13 protein-coding genes, 1 tRNA gene and 1 pseudogene are annotated in these 21,689 nt (G+C 70.3%); 8 read left to right on the top strand and 7 right to left on the bottom strand.

The features are described from left to right. Window positions 1–205 precede the first annotated feature (205 nt). The 3 genes from G6N20_RS21830 (at window position 206) to G6N20_RS18755 (ending at window position 3,562) form a co-directional block, all read left to right on the top strand. Entirely contained in the window at window positions 206–1,702 is a 1,497-nt protein-coding gene (locus G6N20_RS21830) for a PE family protein (RefSeq protein WP_083051272.1), read from the top strand. A gap of 817 nt (window positions 1,703–2,519) precedes the next feature. Further along, window positions 2,520–3,224: a glycosyltransferase family 2 protein gene (locus G6N20_RS18760; RefSeq protein ID WP_083051274.1), complete on the top strand. Its 705-nt coding sequence runs from the start codon at window positions 2,520–2,522 to the stop codon at window positions 3,222–3,224. Further along, complete coding sequence (locus G6N20_RS18755; protein WP_083051277.1) at window positions 3,221–3,562, top strand: DUF2304 domain-containing protein; 342 nt, start codon at window positions 3,221–3,223, stop codon at window positions 3,560–3,562. The genes G6N20_RS18760 and G6N20_RS18755 overlap by 4 nt, the downstream gene beginning before the upstream one ends. An 83-nt stretch (window positions 3,563–3,645) precedes the next feature. Here G6N20_RS18755 and G6N20_RS18750 read toward each other — a convergent pair whose 3' ends face one another. After that, on the bottom strand, window positions 3,646–4,587 hold the full coding sequence (locus G6N20_RS18750) for an NAD-dependent epimerase/dehydratase family protein (RefSeq protein WP_083051280.1): 942 nt from the start codon (window positions 4,585–4,587) through the stop codon (window positions 3,646–3,648). Between G6N20_RS18750 and G6N20_RS21535 the strand changes: the two genes are divergently transcribed. Beyond that, window positions 4,553–6,361, top strand: coding sequence for a hypothetical protein (locus tag G6N20_RS21535; RefSeq protein ID WP_179961490.1), 1,809 nt, complete (start codon window positions 4,553–4,555; stop codon window positions 6,359–6,361). The genes G6N20_RS18750 and G6N20_RS21535 overlap by 35 nt on opposite strands. Before the next feature lie 6 nt (window positions 6,362–6,367). Here the strand turns inward: G6N20_RS21535 and G6N20_RS21530 are convergent. From G6N20_RS21530 to G6N20_RS18735, 3 genes and pseudogenes are all read right to left on the bottom strand, one after another. Continuing rightward, window positions 6,368–7,337: pseudogene (locus G6N20_RS21530) on the bottom strand (PPE family protein); the annotation flags it as partial. 223 nt (window positions 7,338–7,560) lie between these two features. After that, window positions 7,561–7,636: transfer RNA gene (locus G6N20_RS18740), tRNA-Thr, on the bottom strand. A 45-nt stretch (window positions 7,637–7,681) separates the two neighbouring features. After that, window positions 7,682–8,887, bottom strand: coding sequence for a DNA polymerase III subunit delta' (locus G6N20_RS18735; RefSeq protein WP_142272172.1), 1,206 nt, complete (start codon window positions 8,885–8,887; stop codon window positions 7,682–7,684). A 155-nt stretch (window positions 8,888–9,042) separates the two neighbouring features. Here G6N20_RS18735 and G6N20_RS18730 point away from each other — a divergent pair, with 155 nt between their 5' ends. Next, on the top strand, window positions 9,043–10,674 hold the full coding sequence (locus G6N20_RS18730) for an adenylate/guanylate cyclase domain-containing protein (RefSeq protein WP_142272173.1): 1,632 nt from the start codon (window positions 9,043–9,045) through the stop codon (window positions 10,672–10,674). A 3-nt stretch (window positions 10,675–10,677) separates the two neighbouring features. Here the strand turns inward: G6N20_RS18730 and topA are convergent, their stop codons facing one another. The 3 genes from topA to cspA form a co-directional block, all read right to left on the bottom strand. Continuing rightward, the gene (gene topA, locus G6N20_RS18725; RefSeq protein WP_083051286.1) at window positions 10,678–13,467 is read right to left on the bottom strand and encodes a type I DNA topoisomerase; all 2,790 of its coding nucleotides are present in this window, start codon (window positions 13,465–13,467) and stop codon (window positions 10,678–10,680) included. 205 nt (window positions 13,468–13,672) lie between these two features. Next, window positions 13,673–14,251: a hypothetical protein gene (locus tag G6N20_RS18720; RefSeq protein ID WP_083051289.1), complete on the bottom strand. Its 579-nt coding sequence runs from the start codon at window positions 14,249–14,251 to the stop codon at window positions 13,673–13,675. Window positions 14,252–14,390: 139 nt separating this feature from the next. Beyond that, window positions 14,391–14,594 (bottom strand): cold shock protein CspA, encoded by a 204-nt coding sequence (gene cspA / locus G6N20_RS18715; protein ID WP_003419650.1) that lies wholly within the window; start codon window positions 14,592–14,594, stop codon window positions 14,391–14,393. Between the two features lie 247 nt (window positions 14,595–14,841). Between cspA and G6N20_RS18710 the strand changes: the two genes are divergently transcribed. The 3 genes from G6N20_RS18710 (at window position 14,842) to G6N20_RS18700 (ending at window position 21,416) form a co-directional block, all read left to right on the top strand. Continuing rightward, window positions 14,842–17,160 (top strand): DEAD/DEAH box helicase, encoded by a 2,319-nt coding sequence (locus G6N20_RS18710; RefSeq protein ID WP_083051292.1) that lies wholly within the window; start codon window positions 14,842–14,844, stop codon window positions 17,158–17,160. 136 nt (window positions 17,161–17,296) lie between these two features. Next, entirely contained in the window at window positions 17,297–19,846 is a 2,550-nt protein-coding gene (locus G6N20_RS18705; RefSeq protein WP_163663134.1) for a PE family protein, read from the top strand. 532 nt (window positions 19,847–20,378) lie between these two features. After that, window positions 20,379–21,416, top strand: a complete 1,038-nt coding sequence (locus G6N20_RS18700) for a PAS domain-containing protein (protein WP_083048281.1) — start codon at window positions 20,379–20,381, stop codon at window positions 21,414–21,416. Window positions 21,417–21,689 lie beyond the last annotated feature (273 nt).

The following is a 21,689-nucleotide window of genomic DNA, read 5'->3' as shown; positions in this document are numbered from 1 at the left end:
GCGGCCTCGACGCGCGAATTTCACGATCACCGAACACTTGCCGAACCTCCGCGCAACATCGTTGATCGCGTCAACTCGGCAGTCGAGTCGCTCGTCCGACACAAGTCGGAACCGACAAACCGTCCCGCGCCGTCGCCGGCCCGCCATTCGGGACCATGGCCTCTTTGTCATGGCGCTGTCACACGTTGCTATCCGGAGGTCTCAGATGTCCTACCTGATTGCCGCGCCCGAGATCCTCGAGGCGGCGGCGTCCGATCTCGCCGGCATCGGGTCGGCCCTCAACGGTGCCAACACCACCGCGGCGGCCTCCACGACGACGGTCGCGGCCGCAGCCGCAGACGAGGTCTCGGTCGCGACCGCGGCGCTTTTCAGCACCTACGCTCGGCAATATCAAGCCCTCAACGCCCGGGCCGCGGCGCTTCACGAAGAATTTGTGCGCGCCGTGAACGCTGGCGCGTCGTCCTACGCGAGCACCGAAACCGCCAACGCCGCAGCGCAGCACCTCCGCCACGGCGTGCACGCGACCGAGCAGAACCTGCTCAACGCGGTGAACGCTCCCGTCCAAACGCTGTTGGGTAGGCCGCTGATCGGCGACGGCATCGATGCCACGATGCCGGGCCAGCCCGGTGGGGACGGCGGGCTTCTCTACGGCAACGGCGGCACCGGCTACACCGGCACCGCGGCCGGAGTGCCGGGCACTCGCGGCGGCAACGCGGGGCTCATCGGCAACGGCGGGCGAGGTGGTGGCGGGGGGCCCGGCGCCCCCGGCGGCAATGGCGGCAACGGCGGCTGGCTTATCGGCGACGGAGGCCAAGGCGGCTATGGCGGTGCCGCTGCCTCCGGGGGTGCCGGCGGGGCCGGCGGGCTGTTGTACGGCAATGGCGGAGACGGCGGGAACGGCGGCGACGCCATGGCGGCTGGCAGTGCCGGTGGTAGCGGTGGCGCCGGCGGAAATGCGGGGCTTTTCGGCAAAGGCGGTGACGGCGGCGACGGCGGGACCGGAACGGCCGGCGCTACCGGCGTCAACCCGGCAAGCAGCCCCGCGGCGGATGGCAGCGACGGCGCCGACGGCAGCACCGGCCGCAATGGGTCGCGAGGAGGTGCTGGCAGCGACGGCACCGTTGCCGGGCAGGACGGCGGTGATGGCGGTGACGGCGGTGACGGCGGAACCCGTTCGAAAGGAAACCTCAACCCCCGCGGCGGGGTGGGCGGTGCCGGTGGCAATGGCGCTCCCGGGACACCCGGCGGCAACGGTGGCAGCGGCGGCCCCGGGGGCGCCGGTGGGCGAGGCGGCCTGCTGGTCGGCGACGGGGGCGACGGGGGCAACGGCGGCGTCGGTGGCGTCGGCGGCGCCGGCGCGCCCGGCGGTAGCGGCGGCGACGGCGGTCAAGGCGGTCACGGCGGTGGCAAGACGGGCCCCGGTGGTGGCGGGGGTGCGGGCGGCGACGGTGGGCGCGGCGGAACCGGGGGCGACGGGGGCGACGGCGGCGCCCCAGGTGTCGGCGGAAAAGGCGGCCTGTTCGGCAAAGACGGCGTCCGCGGCGAAGGTGGTCAGGGTGGCGCCGGTGGTACCGGCGGACCGGGTGGGGAGGCCGGTGCGGGCGGAAAGGGTGGACGAGGGACGCGAACCCACGGTCAGGCCGGCATCACCGGAACCCCCGGTAGCAGCGGTGATAGCGGCCACCGCGGGGCCAATGGCTAGCTTCGGCCCGCGCGGTTAAGGCGCCCACGGCAAGCCTGACTCGCCGGATGGGTAACCGGGGAGTCACGACAGTCAGCCCGCTGTGCAGATCGCCGCCGCAGCGAGGCCCATGACCGCGTCGACGCGCGCCTGGTAACGGCGCGTTCGAACCCCAAGGTGTTTGTGGTGGTGTAGTTGCCCGTCGACCGCATCCGCAAAGTGGTTGGGGCTTGGTGGGCTTGTCGGCCAGCGGTTCGAGACATACCGGTCAACACGCCCAACACGTTCATCGGACAAACCGTCGCCGGCCATCGCCATGCCGCGGCCCGGACCCCTGGCCCCTTGATCGTGTGGCTATCGGGGGCATCCGATGTCGTGTGAAATTACGGCCCCGATGATCCTTGCGGCGGCATCGAATCTGGCCGGCATCGGTTCGGCGGCCGCGGCCATACCACGGTGGTGGCGCAGCCGCCGATGGGTCTGGGTGGTATCGCGACGTTGGTTGGCAAGCGCGCCCCGGAATACCAAGCCCTCAGCGCCTCGGCGGCGCTTTACATGGCCAGCTCGTGCGCGCCGTGAACCCCAGCGCACGGGTGCCAACGTCACGCAGCACCTCCGCAACGCGGCCCATAGCGCCACCAGGCACTCACCCAACGCCGAACAAGATTTCCTTATCGCGCTTCGCGTGGCCGAACAGAATCTACTCGCCGTGCTGCACGGCCTCCCAGGCCCTGACCGACCCCGCGGAATCGTCGGCCCGGGTGATCCGACGACGGAGTCGACGTCGGGCCGGTGGCCTTGGCGCGCGGGACACCTTGGTGCCCGACCAGCGTGTACCTTGTGGGGCATCGAAACGCAATACCGCGACGTCTGGATCGTCATCCCAGCCTTCAACGAAGCGACCGTGATCGGCGAGGTCATCTCCGATGTGCGGTCGGTCTTCGACAACGTCGTCTGCGTGGACGACGGCAGCACCGACGGCACCGGTGAGATCGCCAGGCGGGCCGGGGCGCATCTGGTGCGCCACCCGATCAATCTGGGCCAGGGCGCGGCCATTCAGACCGGCGTGGAGTACGCCCGCAAGCAGCCCGGTGCCCAGATCTTCGCCACGTTCGACGCGGACGGCCAGCATCGTGTCAAAGACGTGGCGGCCATGGTCGACCGGCTCTGCGCGGGTGACGTCGACGTCGTGATCGGTACTCGGTTCGGCCGGCCTGCCGGCAGCCGGCCGCCGCTGCTGAAGCGGATCGTGCTGCGGACCGCGGCGCGGCTGAGCCGGCGCGGTCGCCGGCTTGGCCTGACCGACACCAACAATGGCTTGCGGGTGTTCAACAAGAAGGTGGCCGACGGGCTGAACATCACCATGAGCGGGATGAGCCACGCCACCGAGATCATCATGTTGATCGCCGAAAACAACTGGCGCGTGGTCGAAGAGCCCGTCGAGGTGCTCTACACCGACTACTCGAAGTCGAAGGGACAGCCGCTGCTCAACGGCGTCAACATCATTTTCGACGGGTTTTTACGAGGGAGGATGCGACGGTGAACTGGATCCAGGTGCTGTTGATCGGCTCGATCATCGCGCTGTTGTTCTACCTGCTGCGGTCCCGGCGCAGCGCGCGGTCCAAAGCCTGGGTCAAGGTGGGCTACGTCGTGTTCGTGCTGGCCGGTATCTATGCCGTGCTGCGGCCGGACGACACCACCGTCGTCGCGCACTGGTTCGGGGTGAACCGGGGCACCGACCTGATGCTCTACGCGCTGGTGATGGCGTTCAGTTTCACCACGCTGAGCACCTACATGCGGTTCAAGGATCTGGAGTTGCGCTACGCCCGACTCGCACGCGCCATCGCGCTCGGAAGCGCCCAGGTGCCCGAACGGCTCTAGCGTGCGCGCCGAGCGTGAAGCCACGGCGAACTTTTCGCGGATCCTTCGCCCTGAGAGCACGCTCGGCGATTTGCCCACCAGCCTCAGCATGCTTTTGTCCGAAAGTACTCCACGGTACGACGCAGGCCGTCGTCCAGCTCAACCTGTGGACGCCACCGCAAAACCCGTTCGGCCAGGCCGATATCCAGGCAGGAGCGCTTCAGGTCACCCAGCCGCGGCGGAGCGAACTCCGGGTCGTCGGGTCCCCCGACGACCGCGGCGACCGCCGAATGCAGTTGCCGGTCCGAGGTTTCCACTCCGGTCCCGATGTTGAAGCGCAGCCCCCCGCCCGCGTCGCCGGACGCCTTGACGAAGGCGTCCACCACGTCGTCGACGAACACGTAGTCGCGGGTGTTGGTGCCGTCGCCGAACACCTTGGTGGGCTTACCCGCCAACAGTGCCTGGGCGAAGATGGCCACCACACCGGCCTCACCGTGCGGGTCCTGGCGGGGGCCGTAGACGTTGGCGGGGGCGATGTGCGAGCAGTCCAGTCCGTAAAGATGCCGGAAGGTGTTCAGGTAGATCTCGCCAGCCACCTTGCCCGCCGCGTACGGCGATGCCGGGTCGGTGGGCGCTGTTTCGGGGGTGGGGTACTGCGGTGGGACGCCGTAGATGGATCCGCCCGACGAGGTGTGCACCACCTTGCGGACACCGGTGCGTCGCGCCGCTTCGGCCAGCCGTACCGTGCCGATGACGTTGACCGAAGCGTCGAATTGCGGGTCGGCCACCGAACGCCGGACGTCGATCTGGGCCGCCAGGTGAAACACCACCTCGGGCCGATGCTCGTCGAGAATGGCATGCAAATCCGCGGTCACGATGTCCGCCTCGACGAAAACGTGTGCCGGGTTGCCGGCCAGGTGCTCGATGTTGGTCGCACGGCCGGTCGCGAAGTTGTCCAGTCCCACCACCGTGTGACCGTCGGCCAGCAGACGGTCCACTAGCGTCGACCCGATGAAACCGGCTGCCCCGGTGACCAGTGCGCGCACCGGCCCACCATACCGGCGGGTCGTTCTGGTCGCCGCCGCCCTCGTGGCCGTGCAGCTGGTGATTCGCGCGGCGTTGGCGTTCGGCGGCTATTTCTACTGGGACGACCTGATTCTGGTGGGGCGGGCCGGCACCCAGGCCGTGCTGTCGCCGTCGTACCTGTTCGACGACCACGACGGCCACCTGATGCCGGGGGCATTCCTGGTCGCCGGGGCGATCATCCGGCTGGCTCCGCTGGTGTGGACCGGGCCGGCGGTCAGCCTGGTGGTGTTGCAGCTGCTGGCGTCGCTGGCCCTGCTGCGCGCGCTGCACGCGATCCTCGGCTGGCGCCCGGCGCTGCTGATCCCGCTGGCGTTTGCGCTGTTCACGCCGCTGGGGGTGCCGGGGTTCGCGTGGTGGTCGGCGGCGCTGAACTCGCTGCCGATGCTGGCGGCGTTGGCGTGGGTGTGCGCCGACGCGATCCTGCTGATCCGCACCGGCAATCGCCGGTACGCGGCGACCGGCCTGCTGGCCTACCTGGCCGGGCTGCTGTTCTTCGAGAAGGCCGCGGTGATCCCGTTCGTCGCCTTCACGGTGGCCGCACTGACCTGCCATGTGGGCGGTGACGCGAGCCCGCTGCGGACGGTGTGGCGGGGCGGCGGTCGGCTGTGGATCCCGTCACTGGGGCTGACCGCCGCCTGGGCGGTGCTGTATCTGGCGGTGGTGGATCAGCGGCGGTGGAGTTGGGATCTGTCGATGACGTGGGATCTGCTGTCCCGGTCGATCACCCACGGCATCGTGCCGGGGCTGGCCGGCGGGCCGTGGGCCTGGCAACGCTGGGCACCGTCATCGCCGTGGGCCACTCCGCCGCCGGCGGTGATGGCGCTCGGCTGGCTGGCACTGGTTGCGGCGCTGGGCGTGTCGCTGATCCGCAAGCGGCGCATCGGCCCGGTGTGGCTGACCGCGGCCGGCTATGCCGTCGCCTGCCAGGTGCCGATCTATCTGATGCGTTCGTCACGGTTCACCGCGCTCGAATTGGCCCAGACGCTGCGGTATTTCCCGGATCTGGTGGTGGTGCTGGCGATGCTGGCCGCCGTGGCGTTGGGCGCGGCCAACCGGCCGTCCGGCGCGCGTTGGTTGGATGGCGCACGGGCCCGCACCGCGGTGACAACCGTTGCGGCGGTGTTGTTCGTGGCCAGCAGCCTGTACTCGACGGCAACGTTTCTGACCAGCTGGCGCGACAACCCCGCCGAGCCCTACCTGAAAAACGCACGAGCCGCCCTGGCCGCGGCCCCCTCCGATACACCGCTGCTCGACCAGGAAGTCGATCCACTGGTGCTGCAGCGGGTGGCCTGGCCGGAGAACCTGGCCAGCCACATGTTCGCGCTGCTGCGCGACCGGCCCGAATTTGCCTCGGCGACAACACGATTGAGGATGTTCACCAGCGAGGGCCGGCTGGTTGACGGGAAAGTGACGTGGGTCCGCTGGATCGTTCCCGGGCCGCTGCCACGGTGCGGCTACTTCGCGCAGCCGGACCGGCCGGCCCGGCTGGTCCTCGACGGGCCGCTGCTGCCCGCCGACTGGACCGTCGAACTCAACTATCTGGCCAACAGCGACGGCTCGATGACGCTGTCGCTGTCCGACGGACCAGCGACCAGGGTTCCGGTGCACCCGGGCCTGAACCGGGTCTACACTCGGCTGCCCGGCGCCGGAGATGCCATCACCGTGCAAGCCAACACGGCTGCGCTGGCGGTGTGCCTCGCGTCGGGGCCGGTGGGATTCCTGGCGCCGGCCTGACAGGACGCCCGCTGCGCCGAACCAGCGGCCACGCCTCACAAGCCGAAGAAACCCGCCTGCCCAATGCCCTCGTTGAAACCGCCCGAACTCATGCTGCCCGGGTTTGCCCGAGTTGCCGAAGCCGACGTTACCGCTGCCCGAGTTCAGCGCGGGGTTGATGCCAATCTGGTTGTTGCCGGTGAGCCCGATGCCGATATTGTTGCTGCCGTTGTTGCCGAGGCCGAAGGTGTTGCTGCCGAGGTTTCCGAAGCCGAGGTTGGAGTTGCCGAGGTTCCCCAAGCCGATGTTGCCGTTGCCGAAATTGCCGCTACCGATGTTGCTGTTGCCGAAGTTGCCGCTGCCCGCGTTGTAGCTGCCGGTGTTGCCGCTGCCGAGGTTGGTGTTACCGGTGTTGCCGCCGCCCACGTTGAAGTTGCCGGTGTTTCCGATGCCCAGGTTCAAGCCCACCTGGACCGGCAGCGCCTGCAGCGACTGCTGCCAGGATGTTCAACTGCGCGGCCGCCGAAGCCCCGCCGTGATAACCCACCATCGCGGCCACATCCTCGGCCCACATCGCCTCATATTCGGCCTCGGTGGCCGCGATCGCCGGGGCGTTGAGCTCCAACAGGTTCGAGCTCACCAGCGACACCAGCCGCGTGCGGTTTGCCGCGACCATCACCGGATGCCCGATGGCCGCCCGCGCCGCTTCATAGACGGCGGCCGCCGCCTTGGCCTGCGCCGCCGCGCCCGCGGCTCGGGACGCTGCAGCGTCCAGCCACCCCGCATACGGGGCGGCGACGGCCGCCATCGCCGCCCACGCCGGGCCCTGCTACGTCGCCCCGACCAGCCCCGCGGTCACCGTCGAAAACGAGGCCGCCGCCGGACTCGGCTCGCCGGCTAGCCCATCCCAGGCCGCCGCGGCGGCCAGCATCGGCCCCGACCCCGCACCGGCACGAATCCGCGCCGAATTGATCTGCGGCAACACCGAGAAATTCATTCCAGCCTCTGCCTTCCTCACCGACCTTGCGCAGCCCGGTCACAACCGCGCAGGCCGCCCCGTGAATAGGTAAGGGACGATACGACGAGTGCGGGGAGTAGGTGGCCACTTTGCCTGGGTTGCCCAGGGAATGGTCCTGCGTGGGTTTCGTGCCCAACGCCCCGCGGACCCTCGGTGGCCTAGACGATGGGCCTGCGCCGGGTGACACTCGGCGCGAAGAAGTTGGAGCCGCCTAGGAGAATCGAACTCCTGACCTATTCATTACGAGTGAATCGCTCTACCGACTGAGCTAAGGCGGCCGGGCGCCACGAGTCTACGGCAGGCGGGCATGCGCGCCTAACCCGCTAACGCAGTTCCTGCCCGATGGTCGCGACCATGGCGTCGACGGCGAACTTGGGTTTGACGTTGATTGCCAGCGCTTCCCGGCACTCCAGCACGGCCTCGATGCAGCGCAGCAGCCGCTCGGGGGCAGCGTGCGCGGCCAGGGCAGCCACCCGGTCGGCCATATCCGGGTGGTTGGCCCGTACTCCCCCCGCCTTCGCCGACACCACCAGCGCGTCCCGGAAATAGGTGGCCAAGTCGATTAGCGCCCGGTCCAGCGCATCGCGCGCCGCCCGGGTCTGACGGGATTTCTGCCGCCGCTCCAGATCCCTCAGCGCGGCCGTCGCGCCGCGGGTCGCGCCGGCGGTGCCCTTGCCGGTGCCACCGGCGCCCAGAGCCGTGCGCAGCTCTTCGGTCTCGGCCTCGGCACGGTCGGTGGTCAGCACCACCGCCTCGGCTTCGGCGGCGGCGACGAGCTCCTCGGCGGCGGCGTATGCCCGCGACGGGGTGACCGCGTCGCGCACCACGCCCAACGCCCGCTCGCGGCGCCGGCGGGCCTCCGGATCGGTGGCCAGCCGGCGCGCCCGGCCCACATGGCCACCACTGACCGAGGCCGCCCAGTTCGCCGTCTCGGCGTCCAGCCCGTCACCCTCGATCAGCACCCGCGCGATCGCGGCGGTCGACGGGGTCAGCAGCGCCACATGACGGCACCGGGATCGCAGCGTGACCGCGATGTCCTCGGGGTCCACCGACGGCGCGCACAGCACAAATACCGTCGACGCCGGCGGCTCCTCGACGACCTTGAGCAGGGCGTTCGCGGCTCCCTCGGTCAACCGATCGGCGTCTTCGATCAGCACGATCTGGCGGCGCCCGGTGGTCGGCCGGCGTGAGGCGACCTGCACGATGGCGCGCATCTCGTCCACCCCGATGGACAGGCCTTCGGGAATCACCCGCCGCACGTCGGCGTGCGTGCCGGCCATCGTCGTCGTGCATGCCCGGCAACGCCCGCACCCGGGCTCGGTCTCCGAAGTGCACTGCAGCGCCGCCGCGAAGCACAAGGCCGCCACCGAGCGCCCCGAACCCGGGGGGCCGGTGATCAACCAGGCATGTGTCATAGACCCGCCGCCGGTGCAGCTGTGATCCGTATCACCGCGGGCGGATCGGGCCGCCGCCAGCAGCTCGGCTTCCACCGCCTGTTGGCCTACCAGCCGCGTAAACACCCCGGACATCATCGGCAACGGTAGCCACCGTCGCCGACAGATACCGATCGGGATCCGTTTCGCAACAATTCCGTGATCTTGCGGCGTGTTTCGTCTTCCCGGGGCGACGTGCCGGGGCACGCGTAGGTTTCCGACGAGTCCCCGCTGCCCGATACGGTGGGCTAGTGACTACCGCGGCGGCACTTCCCGGACGGATCACGGCATTCGTTCGGTGGGTGGTGCGCACCCCCTGGCCGCTGTTCTCGCTCAGCATGTTGCAGGCCGACATCATCGGGTGCCTTTTCGTGCTCGGGTTCCTGCGCTACGGCCTGCCGCCGCAGGACCGGGTAGAGCTGCAGGATCTGCCACCGCTGAACCTGACGATCTTCCTCACCTCGGTGATCGTGTTGTTCCTCGCGGGTTTCGCCTGGAGCCTCAAGCTGCTGATGCCGGTGTTCCGGTGGCAGCGGCGGGACAATCTGCTCGCCGCGGCGGATCCGGCGACCACCGAGCTGGCCCGCACTCGCGCGCTGCGCATGCCGTTCTACCGGACGTTGATCAGCGTGGTGTCCTGGTGCATCGGCAGCGTGATCTTCATCGTTGCCAGCTGGTCGGTGGCCCGCTACGCGGTTCCCGTCGTCGCGGTCGCCACCGCGCTGGGCGCCACCGCCACCGCGATCATCGGCTACCTGCAGTCCGAGCGGGTGTTGCGGCCCGTTGCCGTCGCCGCACTGCGCAGCGGGGTGCCAGAGAACGTCAAGGCACCCGGCGTCATTTTGCGGCTGATGCTGACCTGGATCCTGTCCACCGCGGTGCCGCTGCTGGCGATCGTGTTGGCCGTGGTGTCCGACAAGATCTCCTTGCTGCATGCCGCGCCGGAGAAGCTGTTCAACCCCATCCTCTTGCTGGCGTTGGCGGCGCTGGGCATCGGGTCGATCAGCACGCTGTTGGTGTCGATGTCGATCGCCGACCCGCTGCGCCAGCTGCGCTGGGCGCTCAGCGAGGTGCAACGCGGCAACTACAACGCCCACATGCAGATCTACGACGCCAGTGAGCTGGGTCTTTTGCAATCCGGTTTCAACGACATGGTGCGCGACCTGTCCGAGCGGCAGCGGCTGCGCGACCTGTTCGGTCGCTATGTCGGCGAGGACGTGGCGCGCCGGGCCCTCGAGCGTGGCACCGAGTTGGGCGGGCAGGAACGCGACGTCGCGGTGCTGTTCGTGGATCTGGTCGGATCCACCCAGCTGGCCGCGACGCGGCCGCCCGCCGAGGTCGTCAGCTTGCTCAACGAGTTCTTCCGGGTGGTGGTCGACACGGTCGGCCGGCACGGCGGATTCGTCAACAAGTTCCAAGGCGATGCCGCCCTGGCGATCTTCGGTGCCCCGATCGAACACCCGGACGCCTCCGGTGGTGCCCTGGCGGCCGCACGCGAGCTGCACGACGAGCTCCTCCCGGTGCTCGGTTCGGCGGAGTTCGGTATCGGCGTGTCGGCCGGGCGGGCCATCGCCGGCCACATCGGCGCCCAGGCCCGCTTCGAGTACACCGTCATCGGTGACCCGGTCAACGAGGCCGCACGGCTGACCGAGCTGGCCAAACTCGAGGAGGGCCACGTGCTGGCGTCGGCGATCGCGGTCAGCGGCGCCCTGGACGCCGAGGCGTTGTGCTGGGATGTCGGTGAGGTCGTCGAGCTGCGCGGGCGCACCGCACCCACCCAGCTGGCTCGACCGCTGACTTTGGCCGCCGCCGACGAGGGTTCCAGCCAACCCGACGAGGGTTTCGGCGAGCCCGAAGAGGTCTCCAGCGAGCTGCGCGGCTAGCTGCTAGCTGCGCTTGGCCGCCCCTTTCGCCGCAGCCTTGCGCGGGCTCTTCTTGGCGGCCCGCTGCGCCGGCCCCCGGGCGCGGCGGTCGGCCAACAGTTCGGCGGCGCGCTCGTCGGTGATCGACAGCACGTCGTCGCCCTTGCGCAGGCTGGCGTTGGTCTCACCGTCGGTGACGTACGGCCCGAACCGCCCGTCCTTGATGACCATCGGTCTGCCCGACGCCGGGTCGATCCCCAGTTCACGCAGCGGCGGAGCCGAAGCGCGTTGCCGGCCGGAACGTTTCGGTTCGGCGTAGATCTTCAGCGCTTCCTCGAGCGTGATGGTGAACATCTGCTCTTCGGTGGTCAACGAGCGAGAATCGGTGCCGCGCTTCAGGTACGGGCCGTAACGCCCGTTCTGGGCGGTGATCTGCTCACCCGACGCGGGGTCCACCCCGACCACGCGGGGCAGTGACAGCAGTTTCAGCGCATCCTCGAGCGTGACCGTCTGCAAGTCCATGCTGCGAAGCAGCGAACCGCTTCTGGGTTTGCGGCCGGCGGCCTTCTTACCCTTGTTGGCCAACTCATCGCCCGCCTCGACCGCGGACTCCGGCAGGATCTCGGTCACGTAGGGCCCGTACCGGCCGTCCCTGGCGACGATCTGGTGGCCGGTTTCCGGATCCACGCCCAGCACGCGTCCCTCTTGCGGCGTGGCGAAAAGCTCCTCGACCACGTCCAGCGTCAGCTCGTCGGGGGTCAGCGAGTCGCTGAGGTTGGCCCGCTGCGGTGTCGGCTCGCCGTCCTCACCGAGGATCGTGCGCTCCAGGTAGGGCCCGTTCTTGCCCACCCGAACATAGATCGGCCGGCCATCACGGTCATCAAAAAGCTTGATGGAGTTGACTTCTCGCGCGTCGATGCCTTCCAGATTGACACCCACCAGTTTCTTCAGGCCCCCGGAGCGGGCGACCGAGTCGGGCACCCCGTGGTCGCCGCCGAAGTAGAAGTTGTTGAGCCAGTTGGTGCGTCGCTCGTTGCCCGCGGCGATCTCGTCGAGCTCGTCTTCCATCGCCGCGGTGAAGTCGTAGTCCACGAGTCGACCGAAATGCTGTTCCAGCAAACCGATTACGGCGAACGCAACCCAGGACGGCACCAGGGCGCTGCCCTTTTTGTAGACGTAGCCGCGGTCCTGGATGGTCTTGATGATCGACGAGTAGGTCGACGGGCGGCCAATCCCCAGCTCCTCGAGGGCCTTGACCAGCGACGCCTCGGTGTAGCGGGGCGGCGGGTTGGTGACGTGCCCGTCCGGCGTGAGTTCGACGGCATCGAGCCGTTGGCCCGGGGTCAGATGGGGCAGCCTGCGCTCGGCGTCGTCGGCCTCACCGCCGACCAGTTCGTCCACGGTCTCCACGTAGGCCTTCAAGAAGCCGGGGAAGGTCAGGGTGCGCCCGGTCGCGGCGAACACCACCTGTTGATCCCCGGCTCTGCCCTCGATGCGCAGGCTCACTGTGGTGCCCCGGGCGTCGGCCATCTGCGAGGCCACGGTGCGCTGCCAGATCAGCTCATAGAGCCGGAATTCGTCGCCGTCGAGTTCGCGGCGCACCGCGTCGGGGGTCGCGAACGTCTCCCCGGCGGGCCGGATGGCCTCGTGCGCCTCCTGGGCGTTTTTCACCTTGCGGGTGTACTGGCGGGGCGACGGGGCGACAAACTCCTCCCCGTAGAGCTGACGGGCCTGGGTGCGCGCGGCGTTGATCGCCGACTCCGACAGCGTCGTCGAGTCGGTGCGCATGTAGGTGATGTAGCCGTTCTCATACAGCCGCTGCGCGATGCTCATGGTGCGCTCGGCGGAGAACCGCAGCTTGCGCCCGGCCTCCTGCTGCAGGGTCGACGTCATGAACGGTGGATACGGACGCCGGGTGTAGGGCTTTTCCTCCGCCGAGGCCACGCTCAACTGCGATCCGCGCAGCCCGGCGGCCAACGCGGTCGCGCTCGCTTCGTCCAGCACGACAACTTGGTCGGACTTGCGCAACACGCCCAACGAGTCGAAGTCGCGGCCGGTGGCCACCCGCCGCCCGGCCACGCTGGTCAGCCGGGCGGAAAACGTCGGCGGCTGCGCCTTGGGGTCGGACACGCTGGCGTCCAGCGTGGCCAGCACATCCCAGTAGGACGCGCTGCGGAACGCCATCCGCTCGCGTTCGCGCTGCACGATTATGCGGGTGGCCACCGACTGCACCCGCCCGGCCGACAGCTTCGGCGCGACCTTCTTCCACAGCACCGGGCTGACCTCGTAACCGTACAGCCGGTCCAGGATGCGGCGGGTCTCCTGCGCATCGACCAGGTCGGTGTCCAGGTCACGGGGGTTTTCGGCGGCCTCGAGGATGGCCGGCTCGGTGATCTCGTGGAACACCATCCGCTTGACCGGGATGCGCGGTTTCAGGGTTTCCAGCAGATGCCAGGCGATGGCTTCGCCCTCCCGGTCACCGTCGGTGGCCAGGTAGAGCTCGTCGACGTTTTTGAGCAGGCCCTTCAGCTCGCTGACGGTGCTCCTCTTCTCGGGGCTGATGATGTAGAGCGGCTCGAAGTCGGCGTCAACGTTGACCCCCAGCCGGGCCCACGGCTCGGACTTGAATTTCGCCGGGACGTCGGCCGCGGCCCGGGGCAGGTCCCGGATGTGGCCCCGCGAGGACTCGACGATATAGCCCGAGCCCAGGTAGCCGGCCAATTTCCGCGCCTTGGTGGGCGACTCGACAATCACGAGTCGCCGGGCGCTGCCGTTTCTGCCGCCACCCCGCGCGCTTGTTTTCGGGTCAGCCAACTGCGCTTACGCTCCATCCCTCGTGCCGGCCCCCGAGCGGAGCCGCCCCGCAGGAAGAATGGCAGGTCGACCCCGGACGTCCCGGGCAATTCCGGTGACATTCCGGTACGCCGCCGTACCTTCGCCCCGCGGGCACCTGACAATTTCGCACCCTTGGGCACGCCTGCGCAAACCGACTGCTCGTAGCGCCGGCCGTGGCCGGCCGCTACACCTTGGGCCATTGCGCCAACGCCTCGGCACCGTCCGGGGGCTCCCCCACGTTCTCTACCAGGCGCGATAGCCGGCGGCGGCCGCTGATCCGCAGCGCCGGCCGAGCGCCGCGGGTGCCGATCAGGGTGGGCGCGATGCCGACCCGCATCAACGCCGACGCCAGCGGCGAATGGGTGTCCGGCGCGTGCGGATCCAGCCCCAACAGGTAGCGGTCGGCTTCGGGGCTGCCGGCCGCCAACGTCCACGCCCGCAGCTCCCTCGGCCCCGGCAACCACCGCGGGGGCACCGTCTTGGCCGCCCCGCGGGTCCAGTCTGCGGCGATGCTGCACAACAACGGGTCCACGGCCGTCCGGACCAACGGTGTGCCCTCGTCGGTGCGGGTGATTTCGGGTTCCAATCCAGCCTCGCAGATCATCTCGGCCAGGGCGACGGCGCGCCAGCGCTGCTCCACCACCACCGACAGCCGGGCGCCAGCGCCAACCAGCACGATCTGGCCGGAGGCCGCCAGCACCCCGCAAAGGTCCGCCACCGCGGGCGGCACCGACTCCGCGGCGAAGAAGGAAAGCTGGCTCACGCCCCCGACAGTAGGCCAGCAAGTCGATTCGCGCCGTCAGGCATCCGGCGCGGCGGGGGCGGGTTGCCTGCCGAGCAATAGCAAAAGCCCCCAAAACGGCACCGTTTTGGGGGCTTTTGCGTCTGCTCGTGTGGGTAACTCAGAGGGAGCGGACTCCGGTGGCCTGGGGGCCCTTAGGGCTGTGGCCGATCTCGAACTCGACCTTCTGGTTCTCTTCAAGGGTGCGGAAGCCCGTTCCCTGGATCTCCGTGTAGTGGACAAACACATCCGCGGAACCGTCCTCGGGGGCGATGAAACCGAACCCCTTCTCCGCGTTGAACCACTTCACAGTTCCCTGTGGCATTTCTCGATCTTTCCTTTTCTTCTGGGTGCGGTGCACCGCCTTTCGGTGCCCCGGGCCCGTCGCGACCGCCATGCCTTGCCGAGTCGCCGGAACTTGCCCTGACGGATAACCTCGCAGGAACCGCGGCCGCAACGTCGATCCTGCGAAAGTTTGACACGAACACAGAAGCTGCGACCGCAATCAGTCAACCATGTTCATCGCGTCGGCGACAGACTCTTGGCATAGACGGATTTCGAAGGGCGTTTGAATGGCGAGTTTCGGCAGCGAGCTGCTGGCCGCCGCGCTCGCCGGCAGCCCGCCCGGCGAGCGTCCGCTGCGCCATGTCGCCGAGCTACCGCCACGGGCCGGGCAACCGCGGGGCTGGCCGGGGTGGGCCGAGCCCGACGTGGTGCGCGCGTTCGCCGAACGCGGCATCGGCTCACCGTGGTCACATCAGGTCGCCGCCGCGGAGCTGGCCCACGCCGGCCGTCATGTGGTGGTGAGCACCGGCACGGCGTCGGGCAAGTCAATGGCCTATCAGCTGCCCGTCCTCAACGCGCTGGCCACCGACGCCCGGGCGCGGGTACTGTACCTGTCGCCGACCAAAGCGCTCGGTCATGACCAGGTGCGCGCGGCCTATGCGCTGACGTCCGCCGTGCCGCGGCTGGCCGACGTCGCGCCCACCGCCTACGACGGCGACAGCCCGGCGCAGGTGCGCCGCTTTGCCCGCGAGCGCTCCCGCTGGCTGTTCTCCAACCCAGACATGGTCCACCTGTCGGTGCTGCGCAACCATGCCCGCTGGGCCGGGTTCTTGCGCAACCTTCGGTTCCTGGTTGTCGACGAATGTCATTACTATCGGGGTGTTTTCGGCTCTCATGTGGCGTTGGTGCTGCGCCGGCTGTTGCGGTTGTGCGCCCGCTACGCCGCTTGGCCGACGGTGATCTTCACCAGCGCGACGACGGCCTCGCCGGGTGTGACGGCCGCCGAACTGATCGGTCAGCCGGTCGCGGAGGTCACCGACGACGGCTCACCGCAGGGGGCCCGCACGGTGGCGTTGTGGGAGCCCGCGCTGCGCGCCGATCTGACCGGAGAGAACGGCGCCCCGGTGCGACGGTCCGCCGGTGCCGAGGCGGCCCGGGTGATGGCGGACCTGATCGTCGAGGGAGCGCAGACGCTGACCTTCGTTCGGTCGCGACGCGCAGCGGAGCTGACCGCGCTGGGCGCCCAGGCGCGGCTGGACGACATCGCCCCGCAGCTGTCCGGCGCGGTGGCGCCGTATCGGGCGGGCTATCTCGCCGAGGAGCGCACCGCGCTGGAGCGCGCGTTGGCCGAGGGCCGGCTGCGCGGGCTGGCCACCACCACCGCGCTGGAGTCGGGTGTCGACATCGCGGGGCTGGACGCGGTGGTGCTGGCCGGCTTTCCCGGCACGGTCGCCTCGTTCTGGCAGCAGGCCGGCCGGTCGGGCCGGCGCGGGCAGGGCGCGCTGGTGGTGTTGATCGCCCGCGACGATCCGCTGGACACCTATCTGGTCCATCACCCGGCCGCATTGTTGGACAAGCCGGTCGAGCGTGTCGTGATCGATCCGGGTAACCCCTACCTCCTTGGGCCCCAACTACTGTGTGCCGCAACCGAACTACCGCTGGAGGACGCCGAGGTTCGGTCATGGGGTGCCGCTGACGTGGCCCAGGCCCTGGTCGACGACGGGCTGCTGCGCCGGCGAGGCGGCAAGTACTTTCCGGCACCGGGCGTGCAGCCGCACGCCGCGGTGGATATTCGGGGCGCTATCGGCGGCGAGATCGCCATCGTGGAGGCCGACACCGGACGGCTGCTGGGCAGCACCGGTGTCGCGCAGGCCCCTGCCACGGTCCACCCGGGAGCGGTCTATTTGCACCGGGGTGAGAGTTACGTCGTCGACTCGCTGCATCTCGACGACGGGGTGGCATTCGTGCGCCCCGAGGACCCCGGTTATGCGACGTTCGCGCGCGAGGTGACCGACGTCGCGGTAACCGGAGCCGGGGAGCGGTTCACCGTCGGGCCCGTCACGTTGAGTTTGGTGCCGGTGACCGTCACCCACCGCGTCGTCGGCTACTTGCGCCGTCGGATCAGCGGGCAGGTGATCGACTTCGTCGAGCTGGACATGCCAGACCGCACCTTGCCCACCACCGCGGTCATGTACACCGTCACTGCGGACGCCTTGGCCAGCAGCGGAATTGACGCCCCACGGGTCCCCGGTTCGTTGCACGCCGCCGAGCACGCCGCCATCGGCCTGCTGCCGCTGGTGGCCAGCTGCGACCGCGGCGACATCGGCGGCATGTCCACCGCCGTCGGCCCGGACGGTCTGCCCAGTGTCTTTGTCTACGACGGGTATCCGGGCGGGGCGGGCTTCGCCGAGCGTGGCTTTCGGCAGGCGCGCACCTGGCTGAGCGCCACGGCCGAGGCCATCGAAGCCTGCGAATGCCCGGCAGGCTGTCCCTCGTGCGTGCAATCCCCCAAGTGCGGCAACGGCAACGACCCACTGGACAAGGCCGGTGCCGTGCGCGTACTGCGGCTGGTGCTGACGGAGTTGGCTGCTGACACGGCGTGCTGAATACCACCGATGTCGTGGACAAACCCGAGACTTTCTGCCTCGAAACACGATACGTTCATCCTGCCGTTCGCATCGACGGCGATCGGACACTAGCCCACACGCTAGCCCGGTTCTTGTGACCCGTTGGGGGTGTCACATGTCGTTTGTGATCGCGGTGCCGGAGCTGCTGAGGACCGCGGCCACGGATTTGGCCGCTCTCGGATCGGCGCTGAGCGCGGCCAACGCGGCCGCGGCCGCCCCGACGACCGCACTGCTGGCCGCGGCCCAAGACGAGGTGTCGCTGGCGATCGCGGCGCTGTTCTCCGGGCACGCCCAGCGCTATCAGGCGGTCAGTGCCCAGGCGGGCACGTTTCATGCCCAGTTCGTGCAGGCCTTGACCGCCGGCGCGGGCGCCTATTCCAGCGCCGAAGCCGCTCAACAGACACTGCTCGGCGCGGTCAATGCGGCCGTCCAGACTCTGACCGGGCGCCCGCTGATCGGCAATGGCGCCAACGGCGCCCCGGGGACCGGGCAAGACGGCGCGCCCGGCGGGTGGTTGCTCGGCGACGGCGGGGCCGGCGGATCCGGCGGGCCCGGCCAAGACGGCGGCAATGGCGGGGCCGCCGGGCTGTGGGGCACCGGCGGCGCCGGCGGAGCCGGCGGGAACTCGACCACTGGCAACGGCGGAGCCGGCGGGAATGGTGGCGCCGGCGGGTGGCTGTTAGGAAACGGCGGCGTCGGCGGAGCAGGCGGCGCCGCATTGAACAACGCGGTCGGCGGCGTCGGCGGAGCAGGCGGCGCCGCATTGAACAACGCGGTCGGCGGCGCCGGCGGAGCAGGCGGGGCGGGCGGGTTGTTGGGGGCCGGCGGATCCGGCGGCGTCGGCGGCGTCGGTGTCGGGGGCACCGGCGGAACCGGCGGGGTCGGTGGCACCGGCGGGACCGGCGGGCTGCTCGCCGGGCTGGTCGGTGCCGGCGGCGGTAACGGCGGGGCCGGCGGCTTCGGCAACGCCGACGGGGGTGCTGGCGGCGCCGGCGGCAACGCGGGCCTACTCGCCGGACCCGGCGGCACCGGCGGGGCCGGCGGATTCGGCGGAGTAGGCGATGGCGGCGCAGGGGGTGCGGGCGGCAACGCCGGCTTGCTGTTCGGCCCCGGCGGCCCCGGCGGGGCCGGTGGACTGAGCGCAAACGGCACCGGCGGAGCCGGCGGCCAGGGCGGAAACGCCGGCCTGCTCGGCGGCGGCGGGATCGGCGGGGCCGGCGGGGCGAGCTTAACCGGCACCGGCGGAGCCGGCGGCCACGGCGGCACCGCCACCCTGCTCGGCGGCGGCGGGGCCGGCGGGGCCGGCGGTGCCAGCCTGGGTGGCGTCGGCGGGATCGGCGGGACCGGAGGCAGGGCCGGCCTGCTGGTGGGCAACGGTGGTGGCGGCGGCGCCGGCGGGCAGGGCGCAACGACCGGCGGTGCCGGCGGCACCGGCGGCGATGCGACGCTGATCGGCAGCGCCGGTACTGGGGGCAACGGCGGGTTCGGCCCAACCATCGGCGGCGCCGGGGCTCACGGCGCCAGCGGACCGCTGCAAGCGGTATTCGACGTGCTCAATGCGCCCACCGAGGCACTGACCGGGCGTCCGTTGATCGGCAACGGCGCCAATGGCGCCCCGGGCACCGGGGAACCCGGCACACCCGGGGGCTGGTTGCTCGGCGACGGCGGGGCGGGCGGCTCCGGCGCGCCGGGTCACGACGGTGGGACCGGCGGGTCCGCCGGGCTGCTAGGCACCGGCGGGGCCGGCGGGGCCGGCGGGAACTCGACGACCGGCAACGCCGGAGCCGGCGGAACCGGCGGGGCCGGCGGGTGGTTGGCCGGCAACGGCGGCGCTGGCGGCGGCGCGGGCGCCTCCGCCGCCGTCGGCGGTAACGGCGGTACCGGCGGGACCGGCGGCGCCGGCGGACTGTTCGGCGCTGGCGGGTCCGGTGGCGCCGGCGGGGCCGGCCTGGGCCTCGGCGCCGTCGGCGGGGCCGGCGGGACCGGCGGGGCCGGCGGGCCGCTGGGCGGGCTGATCGGCGCCGGCGGCGGTAACGGCGGGGCCGGTGGGAATGGCGTCGCGGCCGGGGGCGCGGGCGGCAACGGCGGCAACGCCGGCCTGCTTGCCGGACCTGGCGGCGCCGGGGGCCTCGGCGGACTCAACACCCAAGGGGCCACCGGCGCACCGGGCGGGGCCGGCGGCAGGGCCGGCCTGCTGTTCGGCAGCGGCGGTGACGGCGGGGCCGGCGGACTCAGCACTGCCGGCACCGGCGGGGCCGGCGGCAGCGGCGGCGGCGCCGGCCTGCTGTTCTCCGGCGGTGGGATCGGTGGCTCCGGCGGATTCGGCGCCAACGGCGACGGCGGGACCGGCGGCGACGGCGGCAACGCCGGCCTGCTCGGCTCCGGTGGAGGCGGCGGAGCCGGGGGCGCCAGCGGATTTGGCGACGGCGGGACCGGCGGCAACGGCGGCAAGGCCGGGCTGCTGGTGGGTAACGGCGGGGCCGGCGGGGCCGGCGGCGGCGCCATCGCCGCCGGGGGTGCCGGCGGGATTGGCGGCACCGCGCTGCTGATCGGCACCGGCGGTAACGGCGGCAACGGCGGGACGGGTGCGCCGCCGGGCAACGGCGGCAGCGGAGGCGCCGGCGGGTTGCTGTTGGGCCCGAACGGAATCAACGGTTTGCCGTAGGCGGGCGGGCAGCTGCGCCAGCCGGGTGCCGCGGCGATGTTGGCTGCAATCGGGCCAACCGGATTGGACCAGCGCGCCGCCCGCGCGGGTCGACCTACCCCTCGACGGTCGACCTGCACGGATCCGCAGCGTGACGGCCGCCACAACCGGCATGTGCCTCGCTGCTGAGGAAGTGCCGGCACGCCTACAGCGCAACGAACGGTCGGACACCGCGATCCGCTCACATTCCCGACATCGCGGGTGCAGCAGGAAACTACCTGGCTCCAGGTCGGATAGCAAATCACCTGGCAGCCCTGACCTCCCGGACAGCGGCGACGTCGACGAGCGGCCACACTCCTGTTGCGGCGCGGACGTGCTGCGGTAACGATGGCAACGCAGGGAGCCACGTCATCAGCGGCCTCGTCGGCGTCTGGCCGACCGTGTCGACACCCGGTCTCTCACACGCATCCGCTGTCCTGCAATGGAATTCCTTCGTTGACCACCAGCGGTACCCCGCCGTGTCACCGTCGCGTCGCGGCCGTAAACTGCTCGCATGAGCCACGACTGGCTGCTCGTGGAGACGCTGGGGGATGAACCGGCCGTGGTGGCGCAAGGGCGCCAGCTCAAGAACCTCGTCCCGATCGGCACGTTCCTGCGCCGCAGCCCCTATCTCGCGGCCGTTCGAACGGCGATCGCCGAGACGCTGGAGACCGGCCAAAGCCTGACCAGCCTCACCCCGAAAAGCGACCGCGTCATCCGTACCGAACCGGTGATGATGTCCGACGGTCGCATTCACGGTGTGCACGTGTGGACCGGACCGGCCGACGAAGAACCGCCCGAGCGGCCGACCCCGGGCCCGCTGAAGTGGGATCTGACCCTCGGCGTGGCCACCGACACTCCGGAATCGCTGGCCAACACCGGCAAGAACCCCGAGATCGAAGTCACGTCCGGCAGGGCCTTCGCCGACGATCTACCGTCGCGCGAACTCAACCCGAACGAATCCAAGGTCCTTGCCATGACCGTCAACGCGGAGCCCGGCCAAACGCTCTGCAGCACATGGGATCTCACTGATTGTCAGGGAAATCCCATCCGAGTAGGTTTCACCGCGCGCAGTGTCATGGAGCCCGGGCAGGACGGCCGCGACCATCTGGTGGTACGGGCGATGAACTGGCGCGCAGTGAGCAAGGGTCCGGTGGGGCCGATCGACAGCCTGGCCCAGAAGATTCTCAACGGGCTGTCGCAGACTGGAGTGCACCGGGCTTTGGTCGACCTGAAAAACTGGACCCTGTTGAAATGGCTCGACGAGCCGTGCCCCTTTTATGACTGGCGGGTCATCGAGCCCCGGGTGCATCCCGACGATGAGGCACTGATGTCTGCTATGACAACGGAATTCGCCAACGGGGCAAGTAGCCGAGTGCTGCGGCTGCCGGGTAACGACACCGATTGGGTGCCGGTGCATGTCACCGTCAACCGGGTGGAGCTGGAGCCGGATACCTTCGCCGGGCTGATCTCGCTGCGATTGCCCACCGACGACGAACTCGCCGACGCCGGCCTGGCAAAGACCCCCAACGACCCCACCGACCCGACCTGACCCATTGAGCCACGGCCTCGGCTCATCACCGCTGGACCAGCTACCGACATCCGCCGCCGACCCTGTGTGGCAGACCGGGACCGCCGCCGGTGTTGTCCTTTATGCCCGGCGCGCCGACCGCCGTGGATAGCCAACCGCCATCTGCTGCAGCCGGTCGTGTCCCGTCAGCGTGCCCGCATCACATCGAAATTCCCATGCCTGCACCAATATTGGGCTGAGCCGAAGATCGAGATGCGGTGCCCACCCAGGCGCCGGGCCGCGCACCCTGGCGGC

It is taken from the genome of Mycobacterium shinjukuense (assembly GCF_010730055.1).
GTDB lineage: Bacteria > Actinomycetota > Actinomycetes > Mycobacteriales > Mycobacteriaceae > Mycobacterium > Mycobacterium shinjukuense.
This window is presented reverse-complemented; position numbering and strand designations above follow the sequence as displayed.

What these genes read in the sequence shown, in the direction of transcription:
- G6N20_RS21830 (WP_083051272.1), top strand. Translation starts at nt 206, where the DNA reads ATGTCCTACCTGATTGCCGCGCCCGAGATCCTCGAGGCGGCGGCGTCC.
- G6N20_RS21535 (WP_179961490.1), top strand. Translation starts at nt 4,553, where the DNA reads ATGAAACCGGCTGCCCCGGTGACCAGTGCGCGCACCGGCCCACCATAC.
- G6N20_RS18735 (WP_142272172.1), bottom strand. Translation starts at nt 8,887, where the DNA reads ATGTCCGGGGTGTTTACGCGGCTGGTAGGCCAACAGGCGGTGGAAGCC.
- cspA (WP_003419650.1), bottom strand. Translation starts at nt 14,594, where the DNA reads ATGCCACAGGGAACTGTGAAGTGGTTCAACGCGGAGAAGGGGTTCGGT.
- G6N20_RS18710 (WP_083051292.1), top strand. Translation starts at nt 14,842, where the DNA reads ATGGCGAGTTTCGGCAGCGAGCTGCTGGCCGCCGCGCTCGCCGGCAGC.
- G6N20_RS18705 (WP_163663134.1), top strand. Translation starts at nt 17,297, where the DNA reads ATGTCGTTTGTGATCGCGGTGCCGGAGCTGCTGAGGACCGCGGCCACG.
- G6N20_RS18700 (WP_083048281.1), top strand. Translation starts at nt 20,379, where the DNA reads ATGAGCCACGACTGGCTGCTCGTGGAGACGCTGGGGGATGAACCGGCC.